Raw genomic sequence first — 20290 nt, forward strand, 5'->3', positions numbered from 1 at the left:
ATGGAACATCCAATTTTACAAACTTATGTTATGGGGCAATGGCGCGGACTGAAGCATTACGGTCTTGCTTTTATAGTCGCCCTTTGTATGCTACCAATCATGAATGCACAAGCGCAGCATGCGATAAAAGGAAGGGTAGTTGATGAATCCGGAAAAGGCTTTCCCGGTGCTAGTATTCAAGTAAAAGGCACTTCTATCGGAACTAAAACCAACGAAGATGGGTATTATTCCCTGAATGTACCCGATATAAATGCCGTTTTGGTTTTCTCTTATATCGGTTATGTGTCGAAAGAAGTAAAAGCAGCTGGACAAAGCTCACTAAACGTAGACCTTGCTCCAAATGCCGAAGCGCTTTCTGAAGTCGTAGTGGTAGGCTATGGTACGCAACGAAAAGAGTCAGTGACAGGTTCCGTGGCATCAATTAGCGGAAGCGATCTAAACCAGGTACCTACGCCGAATATTTCACAAGCCTTGCAAGGCCGTTTGCCAGGCGTCCAATTAGCACAAACATCCACCCGGCCAGGGGCAACAATGCAGATCCGTATCCGCGGTACCCGTTCTTTGACAGCAGATAATAATCCACTGGTTGTTTTGGATGGTATCCCGTTTCCGGGCTCACTTGGAGATATTAATCCAAATGATATTAAAAGTATAGACGTGTTAAAAGATGCCTCTGCGACGGCTATATATGGTTCGCGAGGTGCAAATGGGGTGATTTTGGTTACCACCAATAAAGGGCAGCAAGGTGAGCAGGCAAAGTTTAGCTATAACGCTTACTATGGCGCGCAAACCTTATTTGCCAGATACCCCATGATGAATGGGGAAGAATTTGTAGCCTTACGTAAAGCTGCCGGTATCTTTTCAAATGGTGTAGATGAGGCCGATAACGTGAACACCGATTGGCAGGATCTGAATTACCGGACCGGAGCAGTAAATAGCCACGATATCGGAATTTCCGGTGGTACGGAAAAGGGGAGCTATAATGTTGGGGCTGCATTTTATCAGAACCAAGGCTTGATTCCTACGCAACAATATAAAAGATATTCGTTACGTAGCTCAATTGACCAAGGGATTGGTAAACATTTTCGCGTGGGATTCACAACGAATAGCAATTATAACATCAGCGCTGGTAATCAACTTGGCTTATTTGGTGTATTGGCTGCCTCGCCGATCCTCAACCCTTATAATGAAGATGGCACGCTAAAAAGAACCGTGAACGCCTCTTTAGGTGATAATTATGTGTTGACCAGAAAGGTGGTAGAGGGGCTACATGACGACGGAATGTGGATCAACGAAACCAGAGGCTTTGCAACCTATAATTCGATGTATGGTGAGGTGAATATCCCTTGGGTGGAGGGATTGAAATACCGTGTTAACCTTGGTCTGGATTTTATTCAAAGTAATAATGGTAATTACACGGGGGAAGGAGTCAATAACGTAAATCCGCAAACAATATCTACTGCGGGAATCAGTAACGCGCATACTTATCATTGGACCGTGGAAAACCTGATTACTTACGATAAAACAATAGCAGAAAAACATCATTTGAATTTCACCGGACTTTATTCTGCGGAACGGCAAAAGTATAATTCTTCGGCAATGTCCGCGAGGGATATTCCTTCTGAAGCTTTCCAGTTTTATAATTTGGGGCACGCCACCGGAGAAATTACCATCAATCCGGATCAACAGAATTATACCTTATGGGGCTTGATGTCCTGGATGGGAAGAGTCATGTATGACTATGATAATCGCTATATGCTATCAGCTACCCTGCGCTCGGATGCTTCTTCAAGGTTAGCCCCCGAACATCGCTGGCATACATATCCGGCGGTATCTGCTGGATGGAATGTTGCCAATGAATCGTTTATGAAAGGGATTGATTGGATAAATATGTTGAAGTTACGGGTGGGCTATGGACAAACATCCAACCAAGCCATTGCTCCTTATGCTACATTGGGGCGTCTAAGTACGCGGCCTTACAATTTCGGTGAGGAAAATTATGCCGTTGGATATTATGTGACTCAATTGCCGAATAGCAACTTGGGCTGGGAATTTTCGGAAACGTGGAACTACGGACTTGATTTTTCGCTGCTGAGTAACCGTTTATCAGGAACAATTGAATATTATACAACGCATACGAAAGACTTACTGCTTGGTGTCGGTTTACCGCCAACATCCGGCGTGCAGAGTTATACGGCTAACATCGGACAGACACAGAATAAAGGGATCGAGTTGACATTGAATGGGACTATCTTAGCCGGCGGACGAGATGGTTTAACTTGGGATCTTGGGGTCAACCTTTATGCGAACCGAAATAAATTGACCGCGCTTGCATCAGGTGCCACACAGGATGTGGGCAACTCCTGGTTTGTTGGCTATAACATCAATGCAATCTATGATTATGAAAAAATAGGTCTGTGGCAAGAGGGCGATCCTCACTTGGATATTTTGGAACCGGGTGGTAAGGTCGGGATGATTAAGGTGAAGTATACCGGCGGCTACAATGATGATGGTACGCCTGTCAGGCCTATTAATGCGGACGATCGACAAGTGATGAATGTTGATCCGGATTTTGAAGGGGGTTTTAATACACGATTGGCGTACAAAGGATTCGATTTAAGTGTGGTGGGCTTTTTCAAAAGCGGCGGACTACTGGTGAGTACTTTATATGGGTCAGGAGGGTATTTGAATACACTTACTACGCGTAATAATAATGTGAAAGTCGACTATTGGACTCCGGAGAATACGGATGCGAAATATCCTAATCCAGCTGGACCGCTTAGCGGCGATAATCCGAAGTATGGTAGCACATTGGGTTATTTTGACGCTTCATTTTTGAAGCTACGTACTATTTCTTTGGGGTACGACTTTAATCGAAGTTTAATTAAAAGCCCGAACATGCGCTTACGTGGATACTTTACCGTTCAAAATCCCTTTGTTATGTTTTCACCTTATCATCGTGAATCAGGCATGGATCCGGAAACGAACTCATTCGGTGACGAAAATTCAGCTGTATCGTCTTATCCGAACCGGATTTTGACAATTGGAACGAATGCACCTGCAACCCGCAATTATGTGGTAGGGCTCAATCTTGTTTTTTAATGCCTTGACGGTTAACCATTAAAGAAATAAAAAATGAAAGCGATTATAAATATAAAAAGTTTTCTCGGTACTGCCTTGGCGGTATTATTAATGACTGGTTGCTCAAAAATTTTAGACGAGCAGCCGCGCAGTATTTTTACTCCCGATTACTTTTCTACCGAAAAAGGTGTTTTGGGTGGCATAACGTCTATGTATGCACATTTACGCTATTTATATGGCGAGGCCTACTATTATAACTCTTGTATTACCGGTACGGATGAAGCGACCTATGCGCAGAGTGCAGATGGGAACTTTAGAGATATGGACCTGTCGGGTGTCGGTCAGATTAGTGCCACAAGCCATCCTACGAGTTTTGTTTGGAATGTAAGCTTTCCAAATATAAACACGGCAAGTGGAATTATTGAAAATGCAGCTAATGTAGGGGTGGCTGAATCAATTGTGGCAGAGGCTCGGTTCTTTCGTGCATTTGATTATTTCTTGCTGGTGCAAACCTATGGGGGAGTGCCGTTAGACTTAGGAGCCGGTGAATTGAAATTTAATACCAATCCCGTTCGTTTTTCGGTTCGTAATACCGTGCCGGAAGTGTATACGAAAGCGATTTTTCCCGATTTACTCTTAGCGGTGGAAAATCTACCGAATGCCGGACGGGTAACGGGTGGTGTAACGAAAACGCTTGCTCGACTTTATTTAGCGAAAGCCTACCTTACCTATGCGTGGTGGCTCGAAAACCCAAATAATATCCCTACATATCCCGAAGTTGGTAGGACAGACCCCGATGGACACGACGCTCAATGGTATTTTCAGCAGGCTTATAATATAGCCGTAGAAGCAATTGACAACCCGGGACCCTTTAGTTTACAACCAAGCTATTATGACATACATATCGGATCAAACGATCGCAATAGTGAAATTTTATTGTATGCGGATCATACGGAGAAGAGTGCATTTTACAATGGAGGAAGCTTAGAATATGGAAGCGGCGGTGCACCTGATAATTTCGCTGTTTGGATGTTTACCTGGAATTATACCCTCCTTAGAAGTGGTAGCGATGCTTCGTGGTCGAATGCCGTGAGCTCCGTGCAACGCGAGGCCGTGCAGTCGTTGGGCCGCCCATGGACGCGGATGGCGCCAACCATTGACGTCATAAAAAATACCTTTGCGGATAAAACCAATGATTCGCGGTATGATGGTACTTTCGTGACCGTTTATCGTGGGAACTGGCCAAAGGCCGGTGTTTCCCAAGCGGTGTTATACAATGCAAATAACTTGCCTGTTAATCCGGGGGATCCGATATTGACTTTTTTGACGGAAGAACCTGAAACGCCAATTGATTATGCTAACTGGGCCTCAAAAAGTAATGTAGGAGCCGGTGCATTACCGGGACGGGCAGATTTCGTTATTTCTCCCGAAGGGGTCAGTAGGCTAAGGTATCCGGGCCTTTGGAAGTTAGGAACCTACCGCACAGATAACGGCGACGGTTTAGGTCAACCTAATGCGGGAAGTACTCGGCCTTTTAATATCGCTAAATTTTCTGAACTTTACTTTATTGCTGCTGAGGCAGCTGTTAAGGGGGCTGCCGTACAGGGTGGTAAATCGGCCAGAGAACTGATTAACGTAATACGGGCGCGTGCAGGAAAATGGACATTCGATAATGCGGGAAATATGGAAAAGATAGCCGATTACAGTGCGCAGATGACTGCAGCTACGCCTACTACGATTGATATTAACTATATTTTGGCCGAACGTTCCCGGGAGTACTATGGAGAAGGTTACCGTTGGTACGATTTGGTGCGGACTCAGAAATGGGCTGAATTGTCGGCTAACTATCGTATAGGAGGCAATGGTATTGGCGATCATACGCCGATGACCGTGACACGGAGCATCCAGCCTTTCCATTATTTGCGTCCTATACCGCAAGGTCAATTAGATGGTATGCAAATGACGGAAGCGGAAAAAGCTGCGTATCAAAATCCGGGATATAACTAGGAGTAGAATAATGAGAGACAGCTCATGGTGGGCTGTCAATTAAAATAGACCATGAAAAGATTGTTCCTTTTAAGTGGGGCGGTATTGATGATATTGATGCCTTTAAGTAGCATAGCCCAAAATGCAAAAGCTCGAAATCCTGTTATTTTTTCGGATGTGCCGGATATGTCAATGATTCGTGTTGAAGATACTTATTATATGAGTAGTACTACCATGCACATGAATCCCGGGCTACCTTTGATGAAATCCAAAGACCTCATCAATTGGGAGCTGATTGGCTATGCTCATAAGGCTTTGGCCGATATGGATGAACTCAATCTGAATCATGGTAAAAATACTTATGGTAGAGGTTCTTGGGCCAGTAGTCTTCGATACCACAAGGGGGTTTATTATGTAAGTACATTCGCGCAGACTACCGGTAAAACCTATATCTATATGACTAAAGATATAGAAAAAGGTCCTTGGGAGGTAAAAGAGTTCAAGCCGATGATGCACGATCATACCCTCTTTTTTGAAGATGATAAGGCTTATATGATTTGGGGCAGTGGCCAACTGCATATTGTTGAGTTATTGCCGGATTTTTCCGGCATAAAGCCTGAAACCCAACATGTGTTGATCGACAATGCAACGTTGCCAAGTACACCGAATGGAACGCGGGGCGGATTGCCGGCAGAAGGTTCTCAGCTATTTAAGGTAAACGGGAAATACTATCTTTTTAATATATCCTGGCCTCCGGGAGGCATGCGTACGGTCATTGTTCATCGCGCTGATCAGTTGATGGGACCTTATGAAGGGCGGGTGATGTTGCAAGATAAAGGCGTAGCACAAGGGGGCTTGATTGAGAGCACTCATGGCGAATGGTACGCTTATCTGTTTCAAGATCATGGTGCGGTTGGTCGTATTCCGTTTTTAGTACCCGTTCAATGGAAAGATGATTGGCCAATATTGGGCATTGATGGTAAGGTACCCCAAGAGCTAAATTTACCTGCAAGTAAAGGCTTGGTTCCAGGCATCGTTAATTCGGACAATTTCAGTCGCAAAAAAGGAGAAATAAAATTACCTCTAGTATGGCAGTGGAATCATAACCCGGTGGATACGCTTTGGTCCGTGACCGAGCGTGAGGGATACCTCCGGTTGAAAACCGGTCGCATTGATACCAACTTCTTACAAGCAAGAAATACATTAACACAGCGGACAATAGGTCCTGCTTGTAGTGCGAGCATTGCCATAGAAGTGGCCAAAATGAAAGATGGCGATTTTGCCGGCTTATCTCTTTTACAAAAAAATTATGGAATAGTTGGCGTCCAATCAGTGGGTAATCAAAAATATTTGGTCATGGTTAATGCTTCGACCGGTAGTCTTAAGGAGTTTGCAAAAATTCCCTTGGATCAACAACGCGTATATCTGAAAGCTGCATGCGATTTCAGGGATAAGAGGGACGTTGCCAATTTCTTTTTTAGTCTAGACGGGGAAAAATGGATATCGATTGGAACACCTTTGAAAATGTCTTATACCTTGCCCCACTTTATGGGTTATCGGTTTGGATTGTTCAATTACGCAACTAAAAATACCGGAGGATATGTAGACATTGATTTTTTTGACTATAAGGATAAATGATAAAGACAAATAACATGATAGCGATTCGGTCTATTTTTAGAGCTTTGTTACTTACGATTTTAGCACTGCAGATAAGTTTTTCGTTGATTGCTGCAAGCGTTGATATACCTGCATATATTGACTTCACTGAACAACCGGGCTACTTGCCTCTGGTAAAAGGCGGCAACGCAATTCCCATTATAGGGGGAGGAAACGAAGACGACGCGGTTGTCCGGGCAATAGATCAGTTGCGGCAAGATTTTGAAAAGGTAACCGGTGTTGAACCCATAGTTACACCCGATCACGTGTCGGCAGGGAGTAAAACGCTGCTTTTAATAGGTACCTTGGGCCGGAATCCATTGATCGATCAATTAGTAAAACAGAAGAAGCTTGATGTATCTGCAATCCGTGGGCAGTGGGAAGCATCGCTGACACAAACGATAGACAATCCATTACCTGGTGTAGAAAAAGCATTACTTATTGTGGGAAGTGATCGGCGTGGAACGATCTATGGCATTTATGAGTTATCTAAACAGATGGGCGTATCGCCTTGGTATTGGTGGGCGGATGTTCCTATTCAGCGGCATTCCGCGGTGTATGCCCGCTCGATAAAGACAATCAGCCAACCGAAGGTTAAGTACCGTGGTATTTTTTTAAATGACGAAGCTCCTGCATTATCCGGTTGGGCTAAAGAAAAGTTTGGTGGCTTTAACCATGAATTTTATGAGCATGTTTTTGAGCTTATTCTGCGTCTAAAAGGCAATTACCTCTGGCCGGCTATGTGGGGAAGCGCTTTCTATGATGATGACCCCGAAAATGCAATTTGGGCCGACAGAATGGGAATAGTTATGGGAACATCGCATCATGAACCACTGACCCGAGCTCATGATGAATGGCGCCGTTATGGTAAAGGACCTTGGGATTATCAGCAGAATGCCGAGAACCTTCGGGATTTCTGGCGAAGTGGCATTCGTAGGATGGGAGCTAGAGAAAGTGTTGTCACCATCGGTATGCGTGGCGACGGTGATGAGCCGATGAGCGAGGAGAGTAACATCCAGCTGCTGGAGCAAATTGTGAACGACCAGCGCAAAATTATTGCCGATGAGACCGGCAAAGCTGCGAAAGAAACACCTCAACTTTGGGCCTTATATAAGGAGGTGCAGGATTATTATGATAAAGGAATGCGCGTACCCGATGATGTAACCCTATTGCTTTGCGACGACAACTGGGGAAATATACGGAAGCTACCGGATCCGGCTGCAAAAAAAAGGAGCGGCGGTTATGGGATTTACTATCATTTCGATTACGTGGGCGGTCCCCGCAATTCCAAGTGGATTAATGTCAGTCAGGTGCAACGCGTTTGGGAACAGATGAACCTGGCTTATCAATATGGAGTGGACCAGATATGGATTGTGAATGTAGGTGATTTAAAACCGATGGAATACCCGATTTCATTTTTCCTGGACATGGCATGGAACCCAAATCAGTTTAACGCATCCAATTTGCTACAGCATACTGAAAGCTGGTGTGCACAACAATTCGGTGAAAAGTATGCAAAAGAATCGGCCCGTTTGATCAATACTTATACAAAATATAATCATCGGATTACACCTGAATTGTTGGACGAAAACACCTACAGTTTGGAAAACTATGGTGAGTTTGAACGCGTGGTTGAAGACTATCGTAATTTATTGATCGATGCCATGCGACTTTACTACATATTGCCTCAACAGTATCGGTACGCTTTTGACGAATTGGTCCTGTTTCCTATCAATGCATGTTCTAATTTATACGAAATGTATTATGCAGTAGCCAAAAACCGATTTTTCGCGAACAAAAATAATGAGCGAGCTAATTATTGGGCCGATCAGGTTAAGCGCTGTTTCGAACGCGATTCAATATTAACCGTACATTATAATAAAGATATAGCGAATGGCAAGTGGTCGCATATGATGGATCAGATTCGGATTGGCTATAAGATTTGGCAAGAGCCTCACAAAAGCACGATGCCTGATGTAAGTTATTTGCCTATGACGAAGCCGAAACATAAAATTTTTATAGAGGCCGACGGTTATGTATCGATGGAGGCTGAAAATTACCATATCGCTAGTGGGAGCGACAAGGTTGCATGGACGATCATACCGGATCTAGGAAAAACGCTTTCCGGTGTAACAACCGCTCCGGTGACCAATACCCCCAATGAACAGGTATACCTTGAGTATAAGATAGATCTCCGGGCGACAGGAAAAGCAAAATTGATTGTTTTAACTTCGCCAACTTTAAATTTCAATGCGAATAAAGGTTTACGTTATGCCGTGTCTATGGACGGAGGGGCTGAGCAGGAGGTGAATATCAATGGGCATTATCGGGGAGAGCTCGGTGAATGGCAGGCGAAACGGATCATAGAAACCGCTACTACACACCTTATCGAAAAGGCGGGGCTTCATACGATTCGCATCCGTCCGTTGGAACCAGGTATTGTGTTTCAGAAGATTATTTTGGATGTAGGGGGATTAAAACCATCATATTTAGGTCCCCCACAAAGTGAGTACAAAAGAGATGATTAACGCTTAGCACCTGAAGATGAGAACAAACGATCATACAGACAGAAGACGAAACAATAATAGAATTATATGATGAAGAAAATTAAAGGCACACCGTTACGCTTTCCGATCAGTCCTATTTTTTTAATAGTATTTTTTGCGCTTTTACCTTGGCCTTCACAAGCACAGGTAACCGATAGTTCAGCGGATCCGTTCGATTCCGCTCCGCTTTTCACCTATTTTAAGTATGAGGGAAAGGATGAAGTTTATCAAAAAAATCCGCTGAAGGCAAATGAATTCTATACACCAATATTACAGGGGTGTTATCCAGATCCGAGCATTACGCGTAAAGGTGATGATTATTACTTAGTGAATTCGTCTTTCGCATTTTTTCCGGGTGTTCCTATTTTTCATTCCAAGGATTTGGTTAACTGGAAACAAATTGGGTACGTTCTTGATCGGCCTTCGCAGCTGAAGGTAACAAATGCGGGTATGAGCGAGGGAATATATGCGCCGGATATTAGCTACAATCCTCATAACGAGACCTTTTATATGATAACAACTCAGTTTGCGGGAGGGATAGGAAACATGGTGGTAAAAACGAAAGATCCTCTGAAAGGGTGGAGCGATCCTATTAAACTCAACTTTGATGGTATTGATCCGGCACTTTTTTTTGACGACAACGGAAAAGCTTATGTTGTGCATAACGATGCACCCGAGAAGGGTAAGGAGCAATATAATGGTCATCGGGTTATAAAAATATGGGATTATGATCTGGAACGTGATCAGATCATACCGGGTTCAGATAAGGTGATTGTTGACGGAGGTGTAGATATCAGTAAGAAGCCGATCTGGATAGAAGGCCCGCATCTCTATAAAAGAAATGGGCGGTATTATTTGATGTGTGCAGAAGGTGGTACCGGTGATCAACACAGTGAAGTTGTTTTTGTTAGCGATAACCCTAAAGGACCTTTCGAACCAGCACCTAAAAATCCGATTCTGAGTCAACGGCATCTGCCAAAGGATAGGAAAAATAAGGTCGACTGGGCTGGACATGCCGATTTGGTGGAGGGTCCTGATGGGAAATATTACGGCGTTTTTTTGGGTGTTAGGCCTAATGAGGCAAACCGTGTGAATACGGGACGTGAGACTTTTATATTGCCGGTAGATTGGTCAGGTGTGTTCCCGGTGTTTGAAGGGGGGCTCGAACCGATGCCTGTGAAATTGAAAATGCCATCAGGTGTGGTCAACAAGACCGGAAAAAATGGCTTTCTACCTAATGGGAATTTCGCGTTCATTGATGATTTTAAGGGAAAGACCTTGGATATGCGATGGATCGGCGTAAGAGGCCCTCGGGAAAACTTCGTCCAAACGGGTAAGGAAGGACTACGAATAACGCCTTTGGAAACCAACATTAATGAAATAAAGCCCACATCGGCCTTGTTTTATAGACAACAACATAAGGATTTTTCGGCAACAGTTCGTATGACCTATCAACCGATGTCCGAAAAGCATTTGGCAGGGATTACTTGTTTACAAAAGGAAACGTTTCATTATGTTTTTGGTATTACGAAAAAAGGACAACAACATTACCTGGTTTTACAGCGTACAAGGAATGGCCAGTCCGAGCTTATCGCGCAAGAACGAATTGACATAAGTAAACCAATTGAACTGCAAGTTTCGGCGCAAGGAGATCGCTACCAATTCAGCTATGCTTTTGATGGAAAGAATTTTAAAAATTTGGGTGGAGCTGTTTCGGGGGATATCCTGTCAACAGATGTAGCCGGTGGTTTTACCGGTGCACTCATCGGACTATATGCGACGAAGGCAAATGATATAAGCCCTAAGAGCGATTGACCGCTGAAGGCGGCATGATGCTTATAAAAGCAAGCAAAAAATGAATAAAAGAAAATAATTGGATGAAAACAACAAGTTGTACTCTTTTAATTGGGCTAATTGCATTGACATGCAGTTGTTTAGCACAGGATAAGCTTGGAGCTGCCCCAGTGGACTTCGATAAACCGCAGACCAATATTCCACATGGTAAAATTGATACCTTATCTTATCCGTCTGCCGTGGTTGGTAAAGATCGCAAAGCACTCGTATATACGCCCCCCGGCTTTTCAGCTAACAAAAAGTATCCGGTTTTATATCTTTTGCATGGCATTGGTGGTGATGAAAAAGAATGGTTTGTTAATGGGCAACCGCATATCATCTTGGATAATCTATACGCAGAGGGGAAAATAGAGCCAATGTTGGTTGTACTTCCGAACGGTAGAGCTATGGAAGATGATCGTGCTATTGGCAACGTTTTCGATAGTGTAAAGGTACAGGCATTTGCTCGATTTGAACAAGACTTGCTCCAGGATTTGATTCCTTTTATCGAGCAGAATTATCCGGTGTATACCGATCGGGAGCATCGTGCATTAGCAGGGCTTTCAATGGGAGGCGGGCAGTCTTTAAATTTCGGCCTTGGCAATCTCGAAAGCTTTGCTTGGATAGGTGGTTTTTCGTCGGCTCCTAATACTAAAACACCTGAAGAGCTGGTTCCTGATGCCGCTTACGCTAAAAGCAAACTGAAACTTTTGTGGATTTCCTGTGGAGATGAAGATCGCTTAATCACCTTTAGTCGCCGACTGCACGATTACTTAAAAAAACACCAAGTGCCCCATCTTTATTATGTTGAATCCGGTGGGCACGATTTTAACGTATGGAAGAACGATCTCTATTGGTTCAGTCAAAAAATATTTAAATGACCATTGTGTCTCGCAGAAAGTTGTTGAGTTTAAATAAAAATGATTATCGGAAAGCTATCGGGGATATAGCTTTTAAAAAGAAACATTTTCTTTAGTCACTTTTTTCCGCAAAAAGTGACGCAAAAACTCGTCGCTTTAAAATTTACAGGAACGACAGTGCCTCCCAGTACTACTTGTAAATTTTAGAGGCGACATATTGCAGAACGGTGGGTTTTTACTTTTAACCGAACGTATTATCTTTAGTCTTAAATACAGTCCCGCGCTAGGAAAAACGGCCTTGGAGGATATCGACGCAACGAGCAGTAAAGCATTTGCACCCTCGCTCATATTGCAATCCCCAAGCGGATTGAGGAAGTGAAACGGCTCCAATACGCGCCAGTGATGCTTTGCCATCGGTTGCAAGGTAGCCTACACATGCCTTGACTTTTTTGGTTCTTTTTGTGTTAAGACAAAAAGAACACGATAGATTTGATTAAGAAAACCTTCTTTTAATATAAACACCTTCTTCTGTATATTGAAGCGAAACCCTTGTTTAAGTGCAAAAAGCCGATGGTCACATATATAAATTATAATACTTATCTCTTGTGAATACCTGTTAAAATTGCCAACGTTGGTTATTTTTGTAATCTATTAGTAATGAAACAGTTATTTTTAGTGTCGCTAAAACGTTTATCGCATATTTTTATGTGAAAATCCAATTCTATTTGCTTACTTTAGCATCAACTAACTAATTAATTCAGTTTTTCTGAAAGGAGCCTGTTATGATGCGAAGTATTACTGGTCATTACGTTATACTGGTCTTTTTTTGCCTATGTTGTTTTTGTGTTGTAGGCGGTCATGAACTACCTACAGGGTTTAAAAGCTACTCCACCAAAGACGGTCTTTCATCTAATACGGTATATGGTATTTGGAAGGATAGTTTTGGTTTGTTATGGCTGGCTACCGAAGATGGTCTCAATCGCTTTGATGGAACAAATTTCAAAGTATATCGACATAACCCACAGGAAGAAGAAAGCCTTCGAGCAAACCACATTACGGCTTTATACGAAGCTTCGAATGGATGTCTTTGGATTGGAACCAATGGCGGGGCATTAAGCTTTTACGATCGTAGCAAAGACGCCATCATTAACTATAGGGGACAACCGCTCCGTAAAAAATTCAGTACAGCTATTACGAGTATCGGAGACGATAGTCGAGGGAATATTTGGGTTGCTTCGTATGGGGCTTTATATATCTTTAATCCCCATACGAAACACCTCGTTGATCATGACGACTATGCTAAATTGATGGACACTTTTTCGGGAAAGAATACATTGGTGATTTTTAGAGATAAAAAGCAACAAATGTGGATTGGCACCGATAGTGGTCTGTACGTTTATAACCATAAACTCGAATTATTAGCGACTTTTAAACATCGGGAATCCGACAAGGGAAGCCTGGCAGACGATTATGTAACTGCCATAACAGAGGATGGGATGGGACAACTCTGGGTTGGAACAATGGGAGGGCTCGGTATGCTAGAGAAAGGAAAATGGACGTTCAGAAATTATTATTCAACCTCGGCTCCATTGAAAATCAGTAGCGATAAAGTATACGCTTTAGCGCCTGACGGCGTAAATGGTCTTTGGGTAGGTACGGATGAAGGTTTAGATGTATTAGATGTGGCGTCTTTAAAAATCCGGAGCTTTAGACCGGATAAACGGAATATGCAGAGTTTAAGCAGCCGATCAATCCGTTCCATCCTTATTGATAAAGCAGGAATATATTGGGTGGGCACTTATCAAGGCGGACTCAATAAATATGACAAAAACCTGAGTCAATTTAATTTAAAGGAGTGCAATATCTTCGACCCTTATGGATTACGTTCGCCGATTGTAACGGCTTTTGCTGAATATGGCCAAAATGTATTTGTAGGCACCGATGGAGGTGGTCTGCATCTATATGACCGTTCCTCGAATTTGTTGCAACATATAGAAATACCCAAGCCAAAACGTGATTGTGCGCACGATCTGAGTGTCCTGGCCATGGAAATGGGACATAACAATCGTTTGTGGTTGGGAACCTATATGGATGGCTTATTTTCATACGACCCCGAGAGTAAACGCAGCAAGCAATACATAAAGGGCAAGGGAGCGAAGCATTTAAACCATGCCGATATTTTTTGTTTAAAGGAAGACAGAAAAGGCAATCTCTGGATTGGAACAAATGGAGGAGGGCTTAATTTGCTACATGTCGACGAGGAGCGTATTGAGAAATTCGTCCACACAGCTATACGCGAAGATGACCCGACACAGCCTGCCAGTAATTACATTCGATCCATTGAAGAGGATCGAGGTGGTCGCATTTGGATCGGTACCTTTGGCTCCGGCATCTCCATCTTTAATCCTGAAAATAAGAGGTTTTCATTTTATAATAAAGCCAATAGTGGGTTGCCGAGTAATTACGTGTTAACCATTAAGGAGGATCGAGAAGGAAATATTTGGGTTGGTACAGCGGGCAACGGGATCGGATATCTAAAGAAAGGAACCGGGAAATTTATCACCTTGTCAGAAAATGATGGCTTGATCAATGGCGTGGTTCAGAAAATTCTTGAGGACCACTCGGGTAAATTGTGGTTCAGTACCAACAAAGGATTAAGTTCATACGATATAAAAGAAAATAGTTTCAAAAATTATTCTTATCATGCTGGTTTACAGACGGGATCTTTTGTATTGGGCTCCGGTTTGTGTCTTAGTGATGGTGAAATTTTCTTTGGCGGACAAAAAGGATTCAACCACTTTAATCCTTCCCAACTAAAGATAAATAAGAATGTGCCACCGGTAATTTTAACAGACTTAAAGATCGATAACCAGCGCATTTCACCTTCAAAGGAGGGCCCCATTCGCAGTTCCTTATTAATGGCGAAAGAAATTCAATTAAAATACAAACAGAACTTTTTGATCTCCTTTGAAGCATTGAATTTTACAGTAGCAGAAGAGAATCGATATCGATACAAACTGGAAGGATTTGACAAAAATTGGATTATTGCGGGTAGGGAACATAGTGCTTACTATACAAATTTGGATCCGGGAGCGTATACATTTCATGTGCAAGCAAGTAATAACGATGGGGTTTGGAATAAAGAAGGTAGGTCCATACGCGTGACTGTCGCACCACCTTTCTGGCGTACTATATATGCTTATATGGTGTATATGATAGTGATTGGAGGTGTTTTATTGTATATACGTCATCGGGGCATTAAAAAACTGGAGGCAAAATTTGCCTTGGAGCAGGAGCGTCTGCAGGCTAAACAGCTATTAGAACAAGAGCGTAAGGAAGCTGAGCATCTACATCAATTGGATCGGATGAAGATTAAATTTTTGACCAATCTGAGCCACGAATTTCGCACGCCAATTTCGCTCATCATGGGGCCCGTTGATAATTTGATAGCACAGACACAGGAACCAGGGCAATCTAGCCAGTTGAATTTGATTAAGCGAAATGCTCGTCGATTACTGAATCTGGTGAATCAACTGCTTGATTTCAGAAAAATGGAAGAGAAGGAATTACGGCTGCAATGTACACCGGGCAATTTCGTTTCTTTTATAGAGGAGATTAGTGATTCTTTTAACGATCTGGCCAGTCGAAAAAAAATCGATTACGCATTTTATACCTCCTTATCGTCGGTTTCCGCTTGGTTCGACCATGATAAGATTGAGCGGATCTTATTCAATTTACTATCCAATGCTTTCAAGTTTACACCAGAGGGAGGGGCCATATCTTTAAATTTAGAAAAAATTGAAAGTGGTGCGAACAATGAATTCGTATCATTACATGTTGCCGTGAAAGATTCCGGCATTGGTATTCCCAAAGAAGCTCAGCAACGGATATTTGATAGTTTTTTTCAATATGATTCAGGTGCAATGATACTGAATCAAGGTACCGGTATTGGCTTATCTATCGCGCGGACTTTTGTAGATATGCATGGTGGTAAATTGCAAGTAATAAGCGAGCCTGGTAAGGGAAGCATTTTTTCTTTTGATGTAAACCTTAAACGCGTAACGTCAGATTTAGACGAAACAGTGTCGGCAGCATATGAAACAAAGCCAACCACACCTTATGACAAGACGCCCATGGAAAGTGAGCTGCTTACGTCGCATGCTTCCGTTTTGATTATAGAGGATGACGATGATTTCCGCTTTTATATTAAAGATAACTTAAAATCCTACTATAGAGTGTTTGAAGCCGCAGATGGAAAGGAAGGATGGCAACGGGCTCTTTTTCACCACCCGGATATTATCGTTTGTGACATTCAAATGCCGGTGATGAATGGGCTGGATTTAGTTCGGAAATTGAAGTCAGATAAGCGAACGAAACATATTCCGGTTGTTTTGCTAACGGCATCAAATGAAGAAAAAGGATTGTTGCTTGGTTTGGAATCCGGAGCGACCGATTACATGACTAAACCTTTTGACTTTGCTGTCTTGCAGACTAAGATAGCTAATTTGTTGTCTTTAAACCAGGCATTTAAAGATGCCTATTCTAAACAAATCAGTATAACGGTTCCTGAAGACGAAGTGGTATCCGAAAGAGAAAAATTCTTGCAGAAAGTGGTTGCCTATATCCACGAAAATATGGGCAATAGCCAATTATCAGTCGAAAGTGTGAGCGCACACCTTTTTATTAGCCGAGCATCTCTATACAATCGATTATTGGAGTTTACCGGTATGACCCCTGTAGAATTTATACGTGCCGCAAAACTAGAAAGAGCAGCCTATTTACTGGAGAAAAGCGATATGAACGTTGCTGAAGTTGCTTATGAAACGGGCTTTGCCAATCCCAATTATTTTACCAAAGTTTTTAAAGCAAAGTATCAGTTGACACCTTCAGAATTTATTCAGGCAGTTTCAAAGGGCAGGAATGTGATGATGCAGGAGGAGAAATAAAGGAAGGGGACGCTCCCTATTTTCGTCTTTTCAAGGAGGGACGACGAAGCGATCGCTGGATTTAAACATTTTTATCCCTTTTTTCTCGATTAGCATCGGCGTAATCATTCGGTTAACGGATATTTTTGATAAATACTTCTTGTCAATAGATCCATAACTGAAATATTATAGCCATATGTTATATCGGAAAAAAAAAACAAACGCAATCAATTCATCTCCTACAAACGCCATTTGTTTATTCTTATTCGTGCTTTTATGTGTGCAGTCGCTGATGGCACAAGATAATACAAAAGGATTGAAAGACTATTATCAAGAATTTTTTCCTATAGGCGTAGCGGTCAATGGGCGGTCGCTTGCAGGACAAGAGGCCCATTTATTACTACAGGAGTTTAATAGTATTACGCCGGAGAATGCCATGAAAATGGAAGTGATACACCCCCGAAAACTGGAATATAATTGGGCTCTTGCTGATAGTATCGTTGCCTTTGCGCAGAAAAATCGATTGCGTGTTAGAGGACATACACTGCTTTGGCATGAGCAGGTCCCTGATTGGTTTTTCCTTGATGATCAAGGAGCTCCTGTGACAAAAGATACTTTATTAAAAAGGCTGAAAGATCATATTACTACGGTGGTTGGGCGTTACAAAGGGAAAGTTTATGCTTGGGATGTGCTGAATGAAGTTATCGATGACAATCCGAAGCAGTTTCTGCGTCAGTCTAAGTGGTTGGAGATTGCCGGTGAAGAGATACTGGCGAAGGCGTTTGAGTATGCGCATGAAGTTGATCCGGATGCGCTCTTATTTTATAACGATTATAACAGCGAACGTCCGGAGAAGAGAGAGCGGATATATCGTTTGGTGAAAAAACTAGTGGATGACGGTGTCCCTATTCATGGGATCGGGTTACAGGGGCATTGGTCAATTTTCGAGCCTTCTACTTCTGATCTGGAACAAGCCATTGAACGTTACGCTTCACTTGGTTTGCAGCTGCATTTTACCGAACTGGATGTGTCCGTGTATCCTTGGGAAAAAGAAAGAAGAAGGAAGCGCCCGGGTGAGATCGATGCTTTAACCCCAGCGCTTGAAGAAAAGCAAATAGCACAGTATGAAATGATCTTTTCCGTTTTCAGAAAATATAAAAGTCATATTACCAGTGTGACCTTCTGGAATTTATCGGACCGTTATTCGTGGTTAGATCATTATCCTGTACAGGGTAGGAAGAATTATCCCTTGCTATTTGATCGCAATCTTGAACGTAAAAAAGCTTACTATAAAGTAGTTGATTTCAAAAACTAGTTTGTAAATCGATATTTATCATACGCATTTAAACCATATGCGAAGCTATCGTCAAGGATCAATTGTATTCATTGTATACCTTCATTGTGATAGAAATGGCTAAACCCTGTCAAGGAGCTTGTTTACTTAAATCGATCTCAAATGGCGAAGCAGGTAAACCAGCAGTATTGTAAAGTCCCGCGATGGGATTGTCTGCCCAAGCATATCGAACTTTTGCTGGTTGTTGTATCGCTGGAGCGGAAAGAATGATTGTGTTGCCACGAACTTCCGTTTTAGCCCAAACAAATTTGCCATCCGTACCGGCTAATGTAAAACCTAATAGATTGTTTTCAGGTCGCAAATCCAAGGCAGCTCCTTGGTCATCAAAGTTAAGTTCGACTCGATTGCCCTTTACTTTCCATGATTTTAGTATAGGGCCTGAAGCCACCATTCCTTTCTGATGATATACATTTTTCAAGGCTAATAAGGCCAGCCGCTTCCCTATATTTTTCTTGTCCAGAGGATGTATGTCATTCCATTCTCCCAAATCAATGGCCACAGCCATGTTGGTATGAGCAGTTTTTAAGCCAAGTCGTTGCGCTTCGCGTAAATTTGCCCAAGCGCTCTCGGTAGGTTGTTGCTGTTTGGGATTATAGTTTGGTAGTTGCACATATAGAAAAGGCAAGTTCTGATCGTTCCATTTTTTTCTCCACTCATTGATTAAATCCCTAAGCAAAGCAGTATAACTTTGATAAGTTGCGATATTCGATTCACCCTGGTACCATAATATGCCTTTGATGCTATACGGAAAAAGAGGGGCTGCCATTGCATTAGATAGCCCGGTTGGTTGGTATTGAAAGGTGACAAGATCTGTTGGGAAGGCTTGTGTAAGGGCACCGACTTGAAAGCTCCAATCTCCTTTTAGGCTGATGGTGTCAGAATAGGTTGTTAGCGCATAATCTTTATCCGGTATAAATTCACCATGCTTGCTTTGAGTTACTACACGAACCACCAAGGTGTTTTTTCCCGGCTTTAAAAGCCCGGGCGGGATCTTATAGCGCCGTGGTGGGTATTGATATCCGGTAGAGCCAACTAAAACACCATTGATATAAGCTTGGTCGCTATCTACAATTCTTCCTAAGTGGAGCATTGCTTCTTTCGTAAGAAGAGAAGATGGCACGCTAAAATCTTTTTTCAACCAAACGCTTCCACACTCATCCCATTTCCCTGGTATTTGAATAACCTGATCTGTTTGAAACGTATAGGAACTTTCATACCATTTTGGAACTCCCGTTAATCCTTTATCTTTTGCATCCAAAGTCGCATGCCAAATTTCGGTTTTTCGTTTATCGATTTTTTTTATACTATCGACTAATAAGCTGTCTTGATATCGTTGTGTTTTGGCCAATAAATCAGGATATTTCTGTATAGCCTCTTCCGATAACCAAGCCTCAATCGGAGAGCCTCCCACAGCACAGTGAATGATGCCAATGGGAACTCGTAGTTTTTCTTGCAAATGTTTAGCAAAGAAGTAGCCAACAGCTGAGAAGTTGAGTACTTCATCCGGCGTAACTGATTTCCAGTTCCCTGACGCAACGTCAGTTGCGGTAATATTAAAATCATAACGTAAAGGCACTTTGAACTGGCGAATAGTAAATGACTCGGCCGTATCGATTTCCCGCTGATATTTTGGCGCTACCCTTGAAATCGGTAGTTCCATATTCGACTGGCCAGAGCAGAACCATACGTCGCCCAATAAGATGTTTTTCAATCGGATGGTATTCTTGCCCTGAATAACCATGTCATAAGGTCCACCTGCCGGCATTGCGGGTAGGTAGACCTGCCAATCACCCATTGAGTTGGCTTTTGTTGTGCGTTGATGACCTCGGAAGTTTATTTCTATCAATTCTCCAGGATCCGCCCATCCCCAAAGATGAATGGGATGATCGCGCTGAAGCACCATGCTATTACCAATGAGCCTCGGTAGTTTAATTGCCGCCTCTGATGTTAAGGATATGAACGTCAAGAAGCTAAATAAGCTAAAAAGGAGCTGGTATTTGCCTGATATACGGCGGTTGTGCGCTTCATGTACTAAGATGTGATTCACGA

9 protein-coding genes are annotated in these 20290 nt (G+C 42.6%); 8 read left to right on the forward strand and 1 reads right to left on the reverse strand.

What is annotated here, in order from left to right; all coding sequences use genetic code 11:
• The 8 genes from E0E36_RS17960 (at nt 1) to E0E36_RS17995 (ending at nt 18202) form a co-directional block, all read left to right on the forward strand.
• Nucleotides 1-3102: a SusC/RagA family TonB-linked outer membrane protein gene (locus tag E0E36_RS17960; protein ID WP_130857165.1), complete on the forward strand. Its 3102-nt coding sequence runs from the start codon at nt 1-3 to the stop codon at nt 3100-3102.
• Nucleotides 3103-3135: 33 nt separating this feature from the next.
• Nucleotides 3136-5088, forward strand: coding sequence for a RagB/SusD family nutrient uptake outer membrane protein (locus tag E0E36_RS17965; protein ID WP_013665920.1), 1953 nt, complete (start codon nt 3136-3138; stop codon nt 5086-5088).
• 51 nt (nt 5089-5139) lie between these two features.
• Nucleotides 5140-6705, forward strand: coding sequence for a glycoside hydrolase family 43 protein (locus E0E36_RS17970; protein WP_130857166.1), 1566 nt, complete (start codon nt 5140-5142; stop codon nt 6703-6705).
• 14 nt (nt 6706-6719) lie between these two features.
• Complete coding sequence (locus tag E0E36_RS17975) at nt 6720-9251, forward strand: glycosyl hydrolase 115 family protein (RefSeq protein ID WP_130857167.1); 2532 nt, start codon at nt 6720-6722, stop codon at nt 9249-9251.
• Nucleotides 9252-9317: 66 nt separating this feature from the next.
• The gene (locus E0E36_RS17980) at nt 9318-11084 is read left to right on the forward strand and encodes a glycoside hydrolase family 43 protein (RefSeq protein ID WP_130857168.1); all 1767 of its coding nucleotides are present in this window, start codon (nt 9318-9320) and stop codon (nt 11082-11084) included.
• Between the two features lie 62 nt (nt 11085-11146).
• Nucleotides 11147-11983 (forward strand): alpha/beta hydrolase, encoded by an 837-nt coding sequence (locus tag E0E36_RS17985; protein ID WP_013665924.1) that lies wholly within the window; start codon nt 11147-11149, stop codon nt 11981-11983.
• A gap of 761 nt (nt 11984-12744) precedes the next feature.
• Nucleotides 12745-16908: a hybrid sensor histidine kinase/response regulator transcription factor gene (locus tag E0E36_RS17990; protein ID WP_130857169.1), complete on the forward strand. Its 4164-nt coding sequence runs from the start codon at nt 12745-12747 to the stop codon at nt 16906-16908.
• 175 nt (nt 16909-17083) lie between these two features.
• Entirely contained in the window at nt 17084-18202 is a 1119-nt protein-coding gene (locus tag E0E36_RS17995) for an endo-1,4-beta-xylanase (RefSeq protein WP_130857170.1), read from the forward strand.
• Nucleotides 18203-18311: 109 nt separating this feature from the next.
• Here E0E36_RS17995 and E0E36_RS18000 read toward each other — a convergent pair whose 3' ends face one another.
• Nucleotides 18312-20288 (reverse strand): sialate O-acetylesterase, encoded by a 1977-nt coding sequence (locus E0E36_RS18000; RefSeq protein ID WP_207303780.1) that lies wholly within the window; start codon nt 20286-20288, stop codon nt 18312-18314.
• Nucleotides 20289-20290 lie beyond the last annotated feature (2 nt).

Source organism: Olivibacter jilunii, from assembly GCF_900607235.1.
Taxonomy (GTDB): Bacteria; Bacteroidota; Bacteroidia; order Sphingobacteriales; family Sphingobacteriaceae; genus Olivibacter; species Olivibacter oleidegradans.